General features: G+C 71.4%; 13 protein-coding genes. 8 read left to right on the forward strand and 5 right to left on the reverse strand.

The features are described from left to right. The first annotated feature begins 95 nt into the window (after positions 1 to 95). From lysX to CF165_RS48530, 3 genes are all read left to right on the forward strand, one after another. Entirely contained in the window at positions 96 to 3,419 is a 3,324-nt protein-coding gene (gene lysX / locus CF165_RS48520; protein ID WP_093954376.1) for a bifunctional lysylphosphatidylglycerol synthetase/lysine--tRNA ligase LysX, read from the forward strand. A gap of 63 nt (positions 3,420 to 3,482) precedes the next feature. After that, positions 3,483 to 4,052: a hypothetical protein gene (locus CF165_RS48525; protein ID WP_240522196.1), complete on the forward strand. Its 570-nt coding sequence runs from the start codon at positions 3,483 to 3,485 to the stop codon at positions 4,050 to 4,052. Positions 4,053 to 4,127: 75 nt separating this feature from the next. Further along, complete coding sequence (locus tag CF165_RS48530; protein WP_093954377.1) at positions 4,128 to 4,718, forward strand: DinB family protein; 591 nt, start codon at positions 4,128 to 4,130, stop codon at positions 4,716 to 4,718. A gap of 164 nt (positions 4,719 to 4,882) precedes the next feature. Here CF165_RS48530 and CF165_RS48535 read toward each other — a convergent pair whose 3' ends face one another. Beyond that, complete coding sequence (locus CF165_RS48535) at positions 4,883 to 5,416, reverse strand: methylated-DNA--[protein]-cysteine S-methyltransferase (RefSeq protein WP_167441786.1); 534 nt, start codon at positions 5,414 to 5,416, stop codon at positions 4,883 to 4,885. Positions 5,417 to 5,454: 38 nt separating this feature from the next. Between CF165_RS48535 and CF165_RS48540 the strand changes: the two genes are divergently transcribed. After that, positions 5,455 to 6,069 (forward strand): VOC family protein, encoded by a 615-nt coding sequence (locus CF165_RS48540; RefSeq protein WP_093954379.1) that lies wholly within the window; start codon positions 5,455 to 5,457, stop codon positions 6,067 to 6,069. Here CF165_RS48540 and CF165_RS48545 read toward each other — a convergent pair. The 3 genes from CF165_RS48545 to secA2 all read right to left on the reverse strand — a co-directional run bounded on the left by CF165_RS48545 (position 6,066) and on the right by secA2 (position 10,813). Then, positions 6,066 to 7,787, reverse strand: a complete 1,722-nt coding sequence (locus CF165_RS48545; protein ID WP_093954380.1) for an NAD+ synthase — start codon at positions 7,785 to 7,787, stop codon at positions 6,066 to 6,068. The genes CF165_RS48540 and CF165_RS48545 overlap by 4 nt on opposite strands. Positions 7,788 to 7,847: 60 nt before the next feature. Continuing rightward, the gene (locus tag CF165_RS48550; protein ID WP_093954381.1) at positions 7,848 to 8,399 is read right to left on the reverse strand and encodes an RNA ligase 1 family protein; all 552 of its coding nucleotides are present in this window, start codon (positions 8,397 to 8,399) and stop codon (positions 7,848 to 7,850) included. Between the two features lie 74 nt (positions 8,400 to 8,473). Further along, positions 8,474 to 10,813: an accessory Sec system translocase SecA2 gene (gene secA2 / locus CF165_RS48555; protein WP_093954382.1), complete on the reverse strand. Its 2,340-nt coding sequence runs from the start codon at positions 10,811 to 10,813 to the stop codon at positions 8,474 to 8,476. A 155-nt stretch (positions 10,814 to 10,968) separates the two neighbouring features. On the opposite strand from secA2, the gene CF165_RS48560 reads away from it, so the two are divergent. Continuing rightward, the gene (locus CF165_RS48560) at positions 10,969 to 12,519 is read left to right on the forward strand and encodes an alpha/beta hydrolase (protein ID WP_093954383.1); all 1,551 of its coding nucleotides are present in this window, start codon (positions 10,969 to 10,971) and stop codon (positions 12,517 to 12,519) included. 126 nt (positions 12,520 to 12,645) lie between these two features. On the opposite strand, the gene CF165_RS48570 is transcribed toward CF165_RS48560, so the two are convergent. Beyond that, on the reverse strand, positions 12,646 to 13,305 hold the full coding sequence (locus tag CF165_RS48570; RefSeq protein ID WP_093954384.1) for an LppX_LprAFG lipoprotein: 660 nt from the start codon (positions 13,303 to 13,305) through the stop codon (positions 12,646 to 12,648). Positions 13,306 to 13,403: 98 nt separating this feature from the next. Here CF165_RS48570 and CF165_RS48575 point away from each other — a divergent pair, with 98 nt between their 5' ends. From CF165_RS48575 to CF165_RS48585, 3 genes are all read left to right on the forward strand, one after another. Further along, entirely contained in the window at positions 13,404 to 14,684 is a 1,281-nt protein-coding gene (locus tag CF165_RS48575; RefSeq protein WP_093954388.1) for an MFS transporter, read from the forward strand. A gap of 61 nt (positions 14,685 to 14,745) precedes the next feature. Beyond that, positions 14,746 to 16,089, forward strand: coding sequence for a type I glutamate--ammonia ligase (gene glnA, locus CF165_RS48580; RefSeq protein WP_093954385.1), 1,344 nt, complete (start codon positions 14,746 to 14,748; stop codon positions 16,087 to 16,089). Further along, the gene (locus tag CF165_RS48585) at positions 16,089 to 17,651 is read left to right on the forward strand and encodes an amidase (protein ID WP_093954386.1); all 1,563 of its coding nucleotides are present in this window, start codon (positions 16,089 to 16,091) and stop codon (positions 17,649 to 17,651) included. The genes glnA and CF165_RS48585 overlap by 1 nt, the downstream gene beginning before the upstream one ends. Positions 17,652 to 17,967 lie beyond the last annotated feature (316 nt).

Genomic DNA, 17,967 nt, shown 5'->3' on the forward strand with positions numbered 1-17,967 from the left:
CTTCAGGTTGATGCCCGCGGACAACCAACCTGGGTTCACTTACGTCCAAAGAGGGCATCACCCCTGATCGGCCGTGAAAGGCGACGAAAGCAACGATGGGAAACCTCGCGAGCACACGTCCCCGCCTCCCCGTGTGGAAGGCGAAAGCGGGCGGGATCGTCGCGACCGTGGTGCAGCTGGCCGCGGTGTTCTCGGTGGTCCTGCTGTTCACGAACGGCGGGCACGGCCGGGTCCTCAACGGCATCGACATGGCCTTCTCCGCGCTGAGCGTGCCCACCAGCGCGAGCCTGGTGATGGTCCTGCTGCTGGTGGTGCTCGGCGGTGCCCTGCGCCGTCGCAAGAAGGCCGCGCTGTACACGCTGGTGCTGTTCCAGGTCGGCGGGCTGCTGCTCACCCTCGCCCTGCAGGCGACCCTGCTGTGGTCGCCCGAGCTGCTTGTGCTCGGGCCCAAGCAGATGCGGCACATCCCCAACCAGGTGTGGGCCCTCACCATCGCCGACCTGCTGTCGGTCGGCCTGATCGTGCTCCTGCTCGCGCTGCGTCCCGCGTTCCCGGCCCGGCTCGCGCCGAGCGCCTGGCGTGACGGCCTGACCATGCTGTTCGGCGGGTTCGCCGTCGTCATCCTGGTCGGCTGGGGGCTGGCGGAAGCGTTCCCCGGGCACCTCGGCGACACCTGGGAGCGCTTCGCCTGGGTCGTGAACCACGCCACCGGCGAGAACCTGCAGCTGCGCCGGATCGGCGTCGGCGAAGGACCCGGCTGGCTGGACGTGTTCCTCGACCTGAGCGCGACGGCGGTCGCCACCGGAGCGCTGTACATGCTCTTCCGCGGCGTACGCAGCCGCGGCCTGCGTACGGACGACGAAGAGCTTCGCCTGCGTCAGCTGCTGGCCCAGTACGGCGAGGACGACTCTCTCGGCTACTTCGCCACGCGCCGCGACAAGAGCGTCGTCTTCGCGCCGAACGGCCGCGCGGCGGTGACCTACCGCGTGCTCGGCGGCACCAGCGTCGCCAGCGCCGACCCGGTCGGTGACCCCGACGCGTGGCCCGACGCGGTGCGTGCGTGGCTCGACGAGACACGCACGTACGGCTGGACCCCGGGCGTGCTCGGGGCGAGCGAGCGCGGCGCCGAGGTCTACACCGCCGCCGGCTTGCGCGCCTTGGAAATCGGCGACGAAGCGGTGCTCGACGTCCGCGAGTTCAGCCTCGCCGGGCCGGAGCGGCGCTCGGTGCGCCAAGCCGTCAAACGCATCCAGCGCGCCGGCTACACCTCGCGGGTCCGCCGCCACGGCGAAATCCCCGGGCAGGAGATGACCGAGCTGCTCGCCCGCGCCCAGGCGTGGCGCGGCGCTGAGACCGAGCGCGGGTTCTCGATGGCGCTGGGCCGGCTCGGCGACCCCAGTGACGGCCGAAGCGTGATGGTCGAGGCCTACGACGCCCACGGCGAGCTGCGCGGGCTGCTGTCGTTCGTCCCGTGGGGGCGGCGCGGGCTTTCGCTGGACCTCATGCGCCGCGACCGCGACGCCGAAAACGGCCTCAACGAGTACATGATCGCCGAGGTCGTCGCGGCCGCGCAGTACCTCGGCGCGCAGCGGATCTCGCTCAACTTCGCGATGTTCCGCGCGGTGTTCTCCGAGGGAGAGCGGATCGGCGCGGGCCCGGTGCTGCGGGCCTGGCGCGGGATCCTGAGCGTGTTCTCGCGGTTCTTCCAGCTGGAGTCGCTGTACCGGTCGAACACCAAGTACGGGCCGGACTGGGAGCCGCGGTTCCTCTGCTACTCGTCGGCGCGGCGGCTGCCGCGCGTCGGCATCGTCGCGGGCGCGCTCGAAGGGTTCGTCCCGACCGGACGGGCGCGGTCGCTGCGGCTGGAGACGGTCGGCGACGACTTCGTCGGCCGCGTGAAGGCGATCGAGGAGACCGCGGCGTCGCCGGCGCCCAAGCCGGTGCGGCGGCCCGAGCAGGTCCGCGTCCGCATCGCCAAGCTCGACAAGCTGCGCGAGGCCGGCATCGAGCCGTACGGCGTCGGGTTCCGCCGCGACGACCACATCGGGGACGTCGTCGCGAAGTTCGGCGACCTCGCTCCGGACGCGGCGACCGGGCACCGCGTCCGGATCGCCGGGCGCGTGCTGAACATGCGCATCCTCGGCGGGCTGTGCTTCGCGCGCGTCAAGGACTTCAGCGGCGAGATCCAGCTGATGCTCGAGGCGGGCGAACTGGACCTCACCGGCTGGCGGACCGGCGTCGACCTCGGCGACCACGTCGGTGTCAGCGGCCAGGTCGTGACGTCGAAGCGGGGCGAGCTCTCGGTGCTCGTCGACGAGTGGACGGTCACCGCGAAGTGCCTGCACCCGCTGCCCGACAAGCGCAAGGGCCTGACCGACCCGGAGACGCGGGTGCGGCAGCGCTACCTCGACCTCGCCGTCAACCCGGACTCGACGAACATGCTGCGCCTGCGGTCCACCGTGGTCCGCGCGGTGCGCGACCGGCTGCACCACGCCGACTTCCTCGAGGTCGAGACGCCGATGCTGCAGACGGTCCACGGCGGCGCCAACGCCCGGCCGTTCGTCACCCACATCAACGCCTACGACATGCGCATGTACCTGCGGATCGCGCCCGAGCTGTACCTCAAGCGGCTGTGCGTCGCCGGCGTCGAGCGGGTCTTCGAGCTCAACCGCAACTTCCGCAACGAAGGCGTCGACGCGACGCACAACCCCGAGTTCACGATGCTCGAGGCGTACCAGGCGTACGCGGACTACGACTCGATGCGGGTGCTGACGCGCGAACTCATCCAGCACGCGGCCGAAGCGGCGTACGGCGCTCAGGTCGTGCGCAGGCCGGACGCCGGCGGGAAGGTCGTCGAGTACGACATCTCCGGCGACTGGCCGGTGGTCCCGGTGCACGAAGCCGTGTCCGCGGTGTTCGGCGAGGAGGTCGGCTCGGGCACGTCGGTGGCGGACCTGCGCCGGCTGTGCGTCGCCGCGGGTGTGCCGGTGGGGGAGGACCCGAGTCACGGCGACCTGGTGCTCAAGGCGTTCGAGCACCTGGTCGAGGGCGCGACCGTGCTGCCGACCTTCTACACCGACTACCCGACCGACGTCTCGCCGCTGACCCGCCAGCACCGCGTCGACCCGCGGCTGGCCGAGCGCTGGGACCTGATCGCGTTCGGCTCCGAGGTCGGCACCGCCTACACCGAGCTGACCGACCCGATCGAGCAGCGGCGGCGGCTGGAAGCGCAGTCCCTGCGCGCGGCCAGCGGCGACGTCGAGGCGATGGAGCTGGACGAGGACTTCCTCCTCGCCCTGGAGCACGGCATGCCGCCGACCGGCGGCCTCGGCCTGGGCGTCGACCGGCTGCTGATGATGCTCACGGGTGCCTCCATCCGCCAGACGGTCCTGTTCCCCTTCGTCCGACCGCAGGCATAACGACTCGGTGGACCTGGTCACGGCGACGAGCCGTGGCGCGGCCGGTCGCCTACGCTCGGCCTCGTGCGCACGGCTCGGATCGCCTCGGCCCTCCTGATGGGGGTGGCCGTCCTCGCGTATTCGGGCTGGCTGCTGGAGTTCGTCCTGCCCACCGGGGTCTCCCCGGTGCGGGACCCGGCGGAGGCGCTGCTCACCGGGCCGCCGGTGTTCCGGATCCTCCTCGCCGTGTCGGGGGTCGCGTTCCTGCTCGCCGGGCCCCCGCTGCACCGGCTCGGCCCTGTCCAGTGGTCGGCGCGGCTCAGCTCGTACTCGGTGAGCGCGTTCGGCCTGGTCGTGCTGTTCCAGGCCGCCTACCCGGAGCACAGCGACGTGCTGTCGGCGCTGCTCAGCCTCGTCCTCGGGATCGGGGTGGTCAGCCTGATCCTGTGGTGGCCGCCCGGCTGGCGCGGGCTCGCCGTCGCCGGCCTGGCCGTGGTGGTGGCCACCTCGCTGGCCGTCGTCCTCGCCCGGGAGCTGGACGCCTTCGAGGGTGTCTTCACCCGGATCCAGCTGGTGGTGCGCGCGACGCTGTACGCCGTGGGCGGGGCGTACGCCTTCGTCAAGCCGGCGCCGCGCCACGCTCACCGGACCTGATCCCGGTTTTTCCGCCCGGAATGTCGGTGGTGGGTGGCACGATCGCCGCAGACATCCCCAGGCGGAAGGATCGACATGGCGGGAAACGTGCGCCCGGTGGCCGACGAGCGTGACGGGCTGCTGAGCTTCCTGGAGCAGCAGCGGTACGTGCTCAAGCTGGCGGCACACGGGCTGACGGACGACCAGGCGCGGCTCACCCCGACGAAGAGCACGCTGTCGGTGGGCGGTCTGGTCAAGCACGTCGCGAGCACCGAGAACGGCTGGATCGACACCGTGCTGCAGGTGCCTCAGAAGCCGTTCGGCGAGGCGATGGCGGAGTACCAGGCGGCGCACCGCCTGGGCCCGGAGGAGACGCTGGAGAGCGTCCTGGCGCGCTACGACGAGGTGGCGGCGCGCACCGCCGAGGTCATCGCGGGGATCGACGACCTCGGCCAGGCGGTCCCGGTGCCGAAGGGCGTGCCGTGGTTCCCGCAGGACGTCGAGGCCTGGTCGGTCCGCTGGGTGCTGCTGCACCTGATCCAGGAGACGGCCCGCCACGCGGGCCACGCGGACATCATCCGCGAGCACGTCGACGGCGGCACGGCGATGCCCCTGATGGCGGCGGCCGAGGGCTGGCCGGAAACCCCGTTCATCAAGCCCTGGACCCCGCAGTCCCAACCGGCCTGACCCCGGCTCGGCTCGCGGCCCCCACCCGCGAGCCGACCCTCCAGGCACGCGAGCCGACCCTCCAGGTACGCGACCCGACCCTCCAATCACGCGTGATGCCCCGCCAATCACGCGTGATGCCTCCCCGATCACACGTGATGCCCTTCCGCGCACGGCGGGACGGCTCAGAACAGCGTCGGCTCGTCGGCGAGCGCGCCCTCGATCACCAGCATCCGGCGTTTCGTCCCGACTCCGCCCCGGGCGGAGAACCCGCCGTCCTTGCCGCCGGCCGCCAGCACCCGGTGGCACGGCACGATGATCGGGAACGGGTTGTGCCCCATCGCCTGCCCGACGGCCTGCGCGGAACCCGGCCGGCCGAGCCGGTGCGCGATGTCGCCGTAGGTGAGCGTCTTGCCGGGCGGGACCGTGCGCGCGATCTCGTACGCGCGGCGGTGGAACTCCGGCACCCCGGAAAAGTCCAGCTCCACCGAGGCCAGGTCGCGACGCGAGCCGCTCAGCAACGCCACGATCCCGTCCACCGCGGCCCGCACCGGCGGAGACGGCGTCCCCTCGACGGCGTCCGGGAACCGCCGGGCCAGCCACGCGCGGGTCCGCGCCGCACTGCCCTCGGGCAGCGACGTCCCGATCACGACGTCGTCGCGCCACGCGAGCCCGCAGACCCCGATCGCGGTGTCGAACACGGTGAATCCCACTGTCATCCCGTCACGATACGACCGGGGTACGACAGAATGGGCTCGTGCTCGATCACCTCGTCTACGCCGGGCCGGACCTCGCCGAGGCCGTCGCCCGGGTCACCGCGCTCACCGGGGTCACGCCCGCGCCCGGCGGCCGTCACGTCGGCCTCGGTACCGCCAACCACCTCGCCGACCTCGGCGCGGGGATGTACCTGGAGGTGATCGGCCCGGACCCGGCGCAGCCGGACCCCGAGGGGCCACGGCCGTTCGGGATCGACGAGCTGACCGAGCCCGCGCTCGTCGCGTGGGCGGTCCGCACCCCCGACATCGACGCGACGATCGCCGCGGCCCGCGCCCACGGCTTCGACCCGGGCGACGCGATCGAGATGGCTCGCGAGACCGGTGACGGCGAAGTGCTGCGCTGGCGCCTGACCCCGCCGAGCACCCCGGGCACCCTGCACCCGTTCCTCATCGACTGGGGCAGCACGCCGCACCCGACCACGCGCGGCCTGCCGTCCCTGCCGCTGCTGATGGTCACCGGCACCCACCCGGACCCGGACTCGGTGCTCGCGGTGACCGACGCGCTCGGCCTGGAACTCCTGGTCCGCCGCGCCGCGAAAGCCGGCCTGACGGCGGCCCTGCGGACGCCGGAAGGCCGCCAGGTCGCGTTGAGCTAGGCCTTGCCCTCGCGCCACAGGTTGGTCATCGGCAGCCGCCGGTCGCGGCCGAAGGCCTTGAACGTGATCTTCGTGCCCGGCGGGTACTGGCGCCGCTTGTACTCGGCCTTGTCGACCATCCGCACCACGCGGTCGATGGTCTCCGGCTCGAACCCGGCCTCGATGAGGTCGGCGTACCCGCGGTCGCCCTCGACGTAGTCGTCGAGGATGTCGTCGAGCAGCGCGTAGTCCGGCAGCGAGTCGGTGTCCACCTGGCCCGGCCGCAGCTCGGCCGACGGCGGCTTGCTGATCGAGTTCTCCGGGATCGGCGGGGTCTCGCCGCGTTCCGCTGCGGTGTCATTGCGCCACCGCGCCAGCTGCCACACGTGCGTCTTGAAGACGTCCTTGATCGGGGCGAACGCGCCGACGGCGTCGCCGTAGATCGTGGAGTACCCGACGGCGAGCTCGGTCTTGTTGCCCGTCGCCAGCACCAGGTGACCGTCCAGATTGGACAGTGCCATGAGGAGCATGCCGCGCGTCCGCGCCTGGATGTTCTCCTCGGCCAGCCCTGTCAGCGAAAGCTGGTCGACGTACACGCGGACCATGTCCTCGACCGGCTCGACCCGGTAGTGCGCGCCGATCCGCCGCGCCAGGTCGGCGGCGTCGTCCTTCGAGTGCCCCGACGAGTACTTCGACGGCATCGAGACGCCGTAGACGTTGTCGCCGCCCAGCGCGTCCGCCGCCAGTGCCGCGCAGACCGCCGAGTCGATGCCGCCGGAGAACCCGAAGACGACCGACGAGAAGCCGTTCTTGTGCACGTAGTCCCGCAGCCCGACGACCAGCGCGTGCCACACTTCGGCCTCGTCCGAAAGCGGCTCGCTGATCACCGGCTCGGCCGTGGGCTCGTACGACGGCAGCGGCTCCGAGCTCAGCACCCGGCGCCGGACGTGCAGGCCTTCGAGCTCGCCGTCGCCGGCGTGCCCGCCCGCGGCCAGGTCCATGTCCAGCACGAGCAGGTGCTCGACGAACTGCGGCGCGCGCGCCAGCACCGTGCCGTCCGCCGCGACGACGAGCGAGTCGCCGTCGAAGACGAGGTCGTCCTGCCCGCCGATCTGGTTGGTGTAGACGAGCGGCGCGCCCGCCTCGGCGGCGCGGCGGGCGATGAGCGGCAGCCGCTGCTCGTCCTTCGACCGCTCGTACGGCGACGCGTTCGGCGCCACGACGAGGTCGACGCCGGCGCGGCCCAGCGCCGAGATCGGCCCGCCGTCCTGCCAGATGTCCTCGCAGATGACCATGCCGATGTCGAGCCCGTGGAACCGGACGACGTCGAGCGTGGTGCCCGGCTTGAACCAGCGGTGCTCGTCGAAGACGCCATAGTTGGGCAGGTGGTGCTTGAACTGCCGCGCGACGACCTCGCCGCGGTAGAGCGCCGCGGCGGCGTCGCGCGGGCCGGCGTCGTCGAGGTCGAGATAGCCGATGTAGGTGAGCACTTCGCCGCACCCGGCCTCGTCGAGGCGACGCGCGAGCGACTCGACGCCCTGCCGGGAGGCGGCGGCGAAGGTCTTGCGCAGCGAGAGGTCCTCGACGGGGTAGCCGGTCAGGGACATCTCGGGGAAGACGACGACGTGGGCGCCGGCTTCGGCGGCCCGGCGGGTCCACTCGACGTGCAGGTCGGCGTTGCCGTCGAGGTCGCCGACGGTGGGGTTGACCTGGGCGAGCGCGATGCGCAGTTGCGGCATGCCGTCATTCTGGCCCACCGCCACCCGCCCGGCCGAGCGAATGTGGGCGAAATGCCACGCTCAGGCCGACGCCTTCGCGTCGCGGTACTTGAGCTTCGCCATTCGCCCGTCCGGGTGGTGCCAGACGAGGCCCTCGAACTCCGGGTGCGCCAGCAGCCACGCCATCAGCGAGTCGAAGTCGCGCGGCACGCCGTCGAACTCCTCCGCGGTCGCGTGCGGCACCAGCCGGTGCACGCCGAGCCGTTCCGGATCGCCGTTGACCTTCGGCCCGCACAGTTCGTACGTGCCGGGCACCGCTTCGGGAAGCCGCGCGCGGGCCTCTTCGAAGAACTTCGCGAACGCCGAGTGCCCGACCGGCTCCCAGCCGACGGTCTTCCCCGTCTCCGGGTCGGTCTGCACGGCCTCGAACCCGGCCGGCGCGGTCTTGCCCGCCTTCACCTCGCGCCGCGCCCACCAGCTCCCGGACTCGTCGAGCCGCACGCAGGTGCCGTCGTACTTGCGCGTGGGCACGCCTTCGCCGTCGAGCACCCACTGGCACGCGGGGTGCACTTCGCGGGTGACGCGCCGGAGGTCTTCGGGGTCGCGCCGGAACAGCGTCGGGATCTTGCGCATGGCCCCATCCTGCCTGTCCTGGCAAGCGAAAACCCCCGCCCGGCGAACCGGACGGGGGCCTCCGAAGGCAAAAACTACTTGCGCTTGATCATGCTGCGGACCTTCTTGATGGTCTGCTCGAAGTCCGAGTCGAACGGGTTGTCGTGCACCAGGTAGGTCCACGTCGTGTTCGCCCGCCGGACGCCGGCGTCGCCGAGGTCGATGCCCTCGTCGGTCAGCTCGGCCTCTTCGAGCGTCTTCGCCGCCCGGGAGTCGGCCTCCGCGATGATCTTGTGGAACTCCGGGATCGCCGCGCGGTGGAACTCGTCGAGCGGCGTCTCGCGCGCCAGCGCCCGCAGGTGGATGCTCTCGCGGACGTCGGTGAGATACGCCAGGTGGTCGGACCAGAGCTGGTCGACGTGGAACAGCAGCACCTCGCGGCACACCTGCTCCAGCTTCTCCTGGTCGTCGACCCTCTCCTTCAGCTCGGCGAACTTCTCCCCGTGCGCCTTCTCCAGCTGCTCCGCCGCGTACGCGGTGCGAAGCACCTTGTCGCGGTGCACCAGCAGGTCACGCCGCTGCCGCTCGATCAGCCGCGTGTACCGCCAGGTGTTCCGGTGGATCTCCAGGTCGACGCCCTCGGCGACGCGCTGGGCGTGGTTGAGCTGCCGCAGCGCCGCCGGGTCGGTGATCTCGCCGGTCTCTTCGTCGTCGGTGATGCCCTCGGGCACGTCCGGCGCGTTCGAGAGCACGAGCTCGTCGTTCAGGCTCGCGAAGAAGATCGCGCTGCCCGGGTCGCCCTGACGGCCGGAGCGGCCGCGCAGCTGCCCGTCGAGCCGGCTCGACGGGTACCGCGCGGTGCCGATGACGTGCAGCCCGCCCAGCTCGACGACCTCTTCGCGGCTCTCGCCGTCGGTGCCGCCCAGCCGGATGTCGGTACCGCGGCCGGCCATCTGCGTGGACACGGTGACCGCGCCCTTCTTGCCGGCCTCGGCGATGATCGCGGCCTCTTCGGCGTCGTTGCGCGCGTTGAGCACGACGCACTCGAGGTCGACCTTCGCCAGCTTCTCGGCCAGCTCTTCGGACTCGGCGACGTCCTGGGTGCCGACGAGGATCGGCCGCCCGGTCTCGTGCACCGTGCGGATCTCCTCCTCGATCGCCCGCAGCTTCTGCGACGGCGACGCGAAGACCCGGTCGGGGAGGTCCTCGCGGATGTTCGGGGTGTTCGGCGGGATGACCGCGACCTCGAGCTCGTAGAACTCACGCAGCTGTTCGGCGACGGCGACCGCGGTCCCGGTCATGCCCGCGACCTCGGGGTAGCGCGCGAGCAGCGCCTGGACGGTGATCGAGTCGAGGATCTCGCCGTGGTCGGTCGCGGTGACCTGCTCCTTCGCCTCGACGGCGGCCTGGAGGCCGTCCGGCCAGCGCTGCAGCTCGGCGACGCGGCCGCGGGCGGCGTTGATGAGCTGGACCTTGCCGTCGCGGACCAGGTAGTCGACGTCGCGGGTGAGCAGCGCGTGGGCGTGCAGGGCGACGTTGACGGCGGCGAGCCGGTCGGAGGCCTGCTCGTTGAACAGGTCGTCGACCTCGATGCCGAGCGACTTCGCGACGACGGACGAGCCGGCGTCGGTCAGCCAGGCGTTGCGGCCTTCGCTGTCGGTCTCGTAGTGCAGGTTGAGCCGCAGCCGCCGGACGATCTTCGCGACCTCTTCGTCGGCGTCGCTGCGGTCGATCGAGCCGGCCATCACCAGCGGGACGCGGGCCTCGTCGACCAGCACGGAGTCCGCCTCGTCGACGATCGCCACCTCGGGGGGCGGCTGCACGAGGTCGTCCACCTTCGTGACGAGCCGGTCGCGCAGCACGTCGAAGCCGATCTCGGCCACGGCGCCGTACGTGACGTCCTTGGCGTAGGCCTCCTTGCGCTCCTCCCGCGAGTGCGACGGCTCGACCCAGCCGACCGACACGCCGAGCAGCGTGTAGACCGGGCCCATCCATTCCGCGTCGCGTCGCGCCAGGTAGTCGTTGACGGTGACGACGTGAACGCGCTTTCCGCGGATCGCGTAACCGGCCGCGGCCAGCGCACCGGCGAGGGTCTTGCCCTCACCGGTCTCCATCTGCACGACGTGCTTGGTGAGCAGGCCCATCGTGCCCAGCACCTGCACGTCGAACGCACGCTCGCCCAGCGCCCGCCGGGCGGCCTCGCGGCCCAGCGCGCACACCTCGACCAGCTGGTCGTCGCCGAAGGCGGTGTCCTTCAGCGTCTCGCGAAGCTTGCCCGCCCGCTCGGTCAGCTCCTCGTCGGAGAGCTTTTCCAGCTCGGGTTCGAGCTTCTCGACCGCGGGCAGCAGTGCTTCGTAGCGGGTCAGCTCGACGCTGCCCGGCCGCTGGATGATCCGGCGGAGCTTCTTGCCCACCCGGCTGATCAGTGCTGCCACCCCTGGTCTCCCGTTCTCTCTCGCTCGACCGGCCTCCACCACCCAACGCGACGGTGGTGCGTTCGAGTTCCGCGGCCGGATGGGACGATCCAACCGTGTTCCCTCATCCCAGCGCCAGGTCCCGTGCCCGCCGGATCACCGCAATTGCGACATCCGTGCTGTTCGCGGCCGCCTGCACGTCCACCGGCACGACCGCGCCCGCGCCGACGACCGAGTCGCACCCGCCGTCCGGGCCGGTGCCCGCCGGGCTGGAGCGGTTCTACGGCCAGAGCCTGACCTGGGCCGACTGCGCACCTTACGCGACGTCGGAGGACGCGAGGTCGGCGTTCCAGGCGAAAGACATCCAGTGCGCCCGGCTGACCGTGCCGCTGGACTACGCGAAACCGGCGGGCGACACCATCACGCTGGGCCTGCTCCGGCACAAGGCCACCGACGCCGGTGCGCGGATCGGGTCGCTGGTCGTCAACCCGGGCGGGCCGGGCGCCTCGGGCATGGTCGCGGCGGCCGGGCTGGTCAAGCCGGCCACGAGCACGGGCCTCGCCAAGCGCTTCGACCTGGTCGGATTCGACCCGCGGGGGATCGGCGCCAGCCAGCCGGCGATCCACTGCCTGACCGATGGGGAGCGGGACGCCGACCGCGCGGACGACAGCGAAACCGACGGCTCGCCGCAGGGCGTGCTCAAGCAGGAAGCGCAGGAAAAGGACTTCGCCGCGAAGTGCGCCCAGCGCACCGAGGACGGCACGGGGATGCTGGCCAACGTCGGCACGCGGGACGTCGTGAAGGACCTGGACGTCCTCCGCTCGGTTCTCGGCGACGAAAAGCTCACCTATTTGGGCTACTCGTACGGCACCCGGATCGGGTCGGCCTACGCCGAGGCGTTCACCAAGAACGTGCGCGCGATGATCCTCGACGGCGCGGTCGACCCCGAGCAGGACGCGGTCGAGTCGCTGGTCGCGCAGGGCCAGGGCTTCGGGACGGCCTTCACGCAGTTCGCGAAGTGGTGCACGGCCCAGCAGGACTGCGCGCTCGGCCAGGACGCGGACGCCGCGGTCAAGGTCTTCCAGAACCTCGTCCAGCCACTGATCGACTTCCCGGTGCCGGTCGGCGACGGCCGCAAGCTCTCCTACGAGGACGCGACCACCGGCGTCATCCAGGCGCTCTACCAGCAAAGTCTCTGGGACCCGCTCAACTCCGGCCTCAACGAGCTGAAGCAGCAGCGCGGTTCGACGCTGGAGAAGCTCGCCGACGTCTACAACGAGCGCGACTCCGACGGCAAGTACGGAACCACGCAGGACGCCTTCACGGCGATCCGCTGCGTCGACGACCCGCGCGTCACCGACCCGAACGTCATCCTCAAGGCGCAGGAGCAGTACGTGAAGGTGGCGCCGTTCCTCGACGACGGCCGCCCGGCGAGCGCGGCCCGCGACGCGTGCGCGTTCTGGCCGGTGCCGAACACGTCCCAGCCGCACGTGCCGAACGTCGAAGGGCTGGCGAAGACCCTCGTCATCTCGACGACCAACGACCCGGCGACGCCGTACCAGGCCGGCGTCAACCTGGCGAAGGGCCTGAAGGGCGCGCTGCTGACCTTCGAGGGCACCCAGCACACGGTGTTCCTGCAGGGCGTGAAGTGCGTGGACCAGGCGGGCACGGACTACCTCGTCGACGGCACGGTGCCGCCGGAGGGGACGCGGTGCTCGGGGCAGTAGCTGCTTTTCGGGGGTTCCGGGTGGCGGAGCCCCCGGCCCGGGGCGAAGCCCCGGTGGTTACAGCTGCTTTTCGGGGGTTCCGGGTGGCGGAGCCCCCGGCCCGGGGCGAAGCCCCGGATGTCGCAGCTATGCCTGCTGCTTGGTGAGCGAAAGCTCGATCATCACCGGGCTGAGGTGGTTGTCCGGCGGCGGGATCTGCGCCCACAGCCGGACGAACCGCCGGGGCAGGCTGTCGCTGACCCACACCTTGACGTTGACGTCGGCGTCGACCTGCGCGAGCACGCTGTGCGCGACGGCGGCCGGCACCCGGGCGCCGACCCGCAGCGCGGACGCGCCGTCGACGTTCTCGCGGCCTTCGGTCTTGGCGTCGGTCACGCCGTCGAGCAGCCGCTTGAGCCCGCCGTGCGCGCCGAGGAACCAGCTGACCGTGTACGCGTCGGGCAGCGGGCCGGCCCCGAGGTCGGTCAGAACGTGCTGACCCTTGACGGTGAAGTCGAACTTCACGTGCCCGCCACCGGCGTTGTCGTCCTGGACGTCGGCCGTGCCGGTCGCGGACTCGCCGTCGTCGAGGGTCGCGTCGCCCTCGATCTGGCGGAGCGGGAAGCCCGGCAGGACGCCGTTGACGCCCGCCGCGAAGTGCACGCCGCGCACCGACGCGAAGGACTTCGCGGCGTCGCTCACCAGCTCGGCTCCCGGGGGGAACGGCCCGCGCGTGTCGGGGAGCCCGGTGCAGCCGGCCGTCAGGGCCGTCAGGAGAAGCACGAGCAGCAGGGCGAAGCGCGACATCCCCTGAGCCTACTGAGCCCCGCATGTTGGCCCGATCCTTGCGGATGATGTCCTCCCGGCCACTTCCGTGGCCTCGCGCGCGCGGTGAGACTGCGTTGGTGACTGTTGAGACCCGTCCTGCCCCGAAGCTGCACCGCGCCTGGCTGATCGCCGGTGCCGCCTTCGTCGCGCTGCTCGCCTCCGCGGGCTTCCGCGCCGCCCCCGGCGTCCTCATCGACCCGCTGCACGAGGAGTTCGGCTGGTCGCGGGCCACGATCAGCTCGGCCGTCTCGGTGAACCTCGTGCTCTTCGGCCTCTTCGCGCCCTTCGCGGCCGCGCTGATGGAACGCTTCGGCATCCGCCGGGTTTCGGCGACGGCGTTGACCGTCATCGCCCTCGGTGCGGGCGGCACGGTGTTCATGACCGCGAGCTGGCAGCTCGTGCTGTGCTGGGGCGTGCTGGTCGGCCTGGGCACCGGCTCGATGGCCATGGGCTTCGCCGCGATGGTCGCGGCGCGGTGGTTCGTCCGCAGCCGCGGCGTCGTCACCGGCGTCCTGACCGCGGCGGGGGCGACGGGCCAGCTGATCTTCCTCCCGCTCATCGCGAACCTCGCGGTGGACTCGGGCTGGCGCACGGCGTCGCTGGTGATCGCGATCGCCGCGCTCGCCGTCGTCCCGGTGGTCCTGCTGGTCATCCGCGACCACCCCGCCGACGTCGGCACCACGGCCTACGGCGCGCCCGCCGACGCCGAGATCGCCCGCCCGGCCTCGAAGACCGGCTCGGTCCGCCGCGCACTCTCAGTGCTGGCCCAGGCCGCCCGCACCCGGACGTTCTGGCTGCTCGCCGCCGGCTTCGCGATCTGCGGCGCGACGACCAACGGCCTGGTCGGCACCCACTTCGTGCCGGCGGCGCACGACCACGGCATGCCGCAGACGACCGCGGCGAGCCTGCTGGCCCTGGTCGGCGTCTTCGACGTCGTGGGGACGATCTTCTCCGGCTGGCTCACCGACCGCGTCGACCCGCGGATCCTGCTCGGCGTCTACTACGCCCTGCGCGGGCTTTCGCTGGCGCTGCTGCCGCAGCTGTTCACGAACGCGGTGCAGCCGAGCATGTGGGCGTTCATCCTGTTCTACGGCCTCGACTGGGTGGCCACGGTGCCGCCGACCGTCGCGCTCTGCGTCCGCGCGTTCGGCGACGCCGGCCCGATCGTGTTCGGCTGGGTCTTCGCCAGCCACCAGCTCGGGGCCGCGTTCGCCGCGTCGGCCGCCGGCCTCGTCCGCGACCAGCTCGGGAACTACAGCCTGGCCTGGTACTCCGCCGCCGTCCTGGCGGTGATCGCGTCGGTCGCTTCGCTGGCCATCAGCCGGGCGAAGAAACCCGTTGCGGTACTCGCGACGTGACTTCCGCGGCCTCGGCGCGTCGTGAAACATGCCGTTAACACGCTGTGGTTAGGGTGCGGCCATGGATCGCCAGCAGGAATTCGTGCTCCGCACGCTCGAGGAGCGCGACATCCGTTTCGTTCGTCTCTGGTTCACCGATGTGCTGGGGTTCCTCAAGTCCGTCGCGGTCGCGCCGGCGGAGCTCGAAGGCGCCTTCAACGACGGCATCGGCTTCGACGGCTCGGCCATCGAGGGCTTCGCCCGGGTCTACGAGTCGGACATGGTCGCCAAGCCCGACCCGTCCACGTTCCAGGTCCTGCCTTGGGAGACCCCGGACGGAGGCCCGTACTCGGCGCGCATGTTCTGCGACATCGCGATGCCGGACGGTTCGCCGTCGTGGGCCGACCCGCGGCACGTCCTGCGCCGCCAGCTGTCGAAGGCGGCGGAAGCGGGCTTCACCTGCTACGTGCACCCCGAGATCGAGTTCTTCCTGCTCTCGAACATGCCCGACGACGGCAGCGAGCCGGAGCCCGCGGACAACGGCGGCTACTTCGACCAGGCCAGCCACGCCACGGCGACGCACTTCCGCCGGCACGCCATCGAGACCCTCGAGGCGATGGGCATCTCGGTCGAGTTCAGCCACCACGAAGGGGCACCGGGTCAGCAGGAGATCGACCTCCGGTACGCCGACGCGCTGACGATGGCGGACAACGTGATGACGTTCCGTTACGTCGTCAAGGAGGTCGCGCTGACCCAGGGCGTGCGCGCGACGTTCATGCCGAAGCCGTTCACCGACCAGCCCGGTTCGGGGATGCACACGCACGTCAGCCTGTTCGAAGGCGACCGCAACGCGTTCTACGACGCCGAGGACCCGCACGAGCTGTCGGACACCGGCAAGGCCTTCGTCGCCGGGGTGCTCCACCACGCGAAGGAGATCTCCGCGGTCACCAACCAGTGGGTGAACTCGTACAAGCGCCTGATCAGCGGCAGTGAAGCGCCGACCACGGTCTCGTGGGGCCGCGCGAACCGCTCCGCGCTCGTCCGGGTCCCGATGTATTCACCCGGAAAGGCGTCATCCCGCCGGGTGGAGATCCGTACGCTGGACTCGGCGTGCAACCCGTACCTGGCGTACTCGGTCATCCTGGCCGCCGGGCTCAAGGGGATCGAGAAGGGCTACGAGCTGCCGCCACCCGCCGAGGACAACATCTGGCAGCTCAGCGACTCCGAGCGGCGCGCCGCCGGGTACTCGCAGCTGCCGCAGAACCTGGGGGAGGCGCTGGCCGAGATGGAGAAGTCCGAGCTCCTGCCGGAAGCCCTCGGCGAGCACGTCTACGACTTCTTCCTCCGGAACAAGCGCGTGGAGTGGGACAACTACCGCAGCGCGGTCACCCCGTACGAGCTCCGAACGCTGCTCCCGGTGCTCTGATGAAGCGGCGGCCGGCACTCCTCCTGGTGCTGGCCGCCGTGTTCGCGCTGGTCACCGCGGTCCCCGCCGCGGCGTCCTCGCCGGCTTCGAAGTTCGACCTCGACTCGGCCGACATCCCGGCGCTGCAGGCGCGGATGGCGTCCGGCAGGCTCACCGCCGTCGAGCTGACCCGCCTGTACCTCGATCGGGTGCACCGGCTCGACGGCAAGGTGAACGCGGTCCTGGCGCTCGACCCGTCTTCGCCGGGACAAGCGCTCGAGAGCGATGCCCGGCGCCGTGCGCATCGCCTGCGCGGACCGCTCGACGGCATCCCGGTGCTGGTCAAGGACAACGTCGACACCCGTGACCAGTGGACGACGGCCGGGTCGCGGGCCCTGCGCAGCCACCCGGCGAAGGACGCCACGCTGATCACCCGGTTGCGGGCGGCCGGCGCGGTGATCCTCGGTAAAGCGAACCTTTCCGAATGGGCGAACTTCCGCGCGGCGAAGCCGACGTCCGGCTGGTCGGCTGTCGGCGGGCAGACGAACAACCCGTACGTGCTGGACCGCAACCCGTGCGGGTCATCCGCCGGGTCCGCGGCCGGTGTCGCCGCGTCACTGGCCCAGGTCGCCATCGGGAGTGAAACCGACGGCTCGATCGTGTGTCCCGCCGGGATGACGGCCACGGTCGGTCACAAACCGAGCCTCGGCCTGGTCAGCCGCACCGGCGTGGTGCCGATCTCGGCCGAGCAGGACACCGCGGGCCCGATCGCGCGCCACGTCGTCGACGTCGCCCTGACGCTGTCCGTCCTGCAAGGGCGGGATCCGGCCGATCCAGCCACGCTGACCTACCCGCGCACCCAGCCCACGGACTACGCGAAGCTCCTTCGCCCGGGTGTCCTGCGCGGCGCGCGGATCGGGCTGTGGCGGCTGCCGGTGCTCGGCCCGGCCACCGACGCGATCATGACGTCCGCGCGGAACTCCCTGGTCAAGGCCGGTGCGACGGTCGTCGAAGTGACGCTGCCGTACCAGGCGCGGCTGCTGGAGCTGGAGTTCCCGGCCCTGCTCACGGAGTTCCACCGCGACATCGACGCGTACCTCGCGACGCGGCCGGCCGGGCCGCGGAACCTGGCCGAGCTGATCGCCTACAACCGGGCCGACCCGCTCGAACAGACGTGCTTCGCCGGGCAAGAGCTGTTCGAGCAGGCACTGGCCGCGCCGCCGCCGTCCGACCCGGGGTACCTCGCCGGCCGGGCGGAGCTGTCGGACCTCGCGCGCCGGTCGCTCGACGAGACCCTGGCCGCGCACCACCTGGACGCGATCGCGTCGCCGACCAACCCGCCGGCGTGGAAGACCGACTGCGCGGTGGGCGACAACGACGTGATCCCGTCCTCGACCCCGGCCGCGGTGGCCGGCTACCCGGACGTGACCGTGCCGGCCGGGTTCGCCGGACCGCTCCCGATCGGGATCTCGTTCATGGGCGCGCGGTGGTCCGACGCCCGGATGCTCGCCCTCGCGGCGGACTTCGAACGGGTCTCGCCCGCCCGCGTCCCGCCGCGCTACCTGCCGACTTGGCCGTCGTAGCCGTCCGTAAGCACTCTGACCTGGGACGATGTCGTTAAGTGACCCCCCTGTTCTGGGGCCGTTCCGGGGCATGTAATCTTCTCTTCGTCGCCAGGAACACCGGGTCACACCGGGGCCGCAAGCCCCGGAGACCAGGCCGGGACGAGCGGGTTGACACCGCGGATCGGACCGGGTAATGTTCAGCGTCGGCCCACGAGCGGCCGCCGACCCCCTACGACTAAACCCGTAGGCTGAGGCATGCTCGACCAAAAGCTTGTGAATATCGCTTGGAACAACTGCCGAGGATTTACCCGCCGATAAAGCGGATGGATTCGGA

Origin of the sequence: Amycolatopsis vastitatis, from assembly GCF_002234595.1 — a bacterium.
Taxonomy (GTDB): Bacteria; Actinomycetota; Actinomycetes; order Mycobacteriales; family Pseudonocardiaceae; genus Amycolatopsis; species Amycolatopsis vastitatis.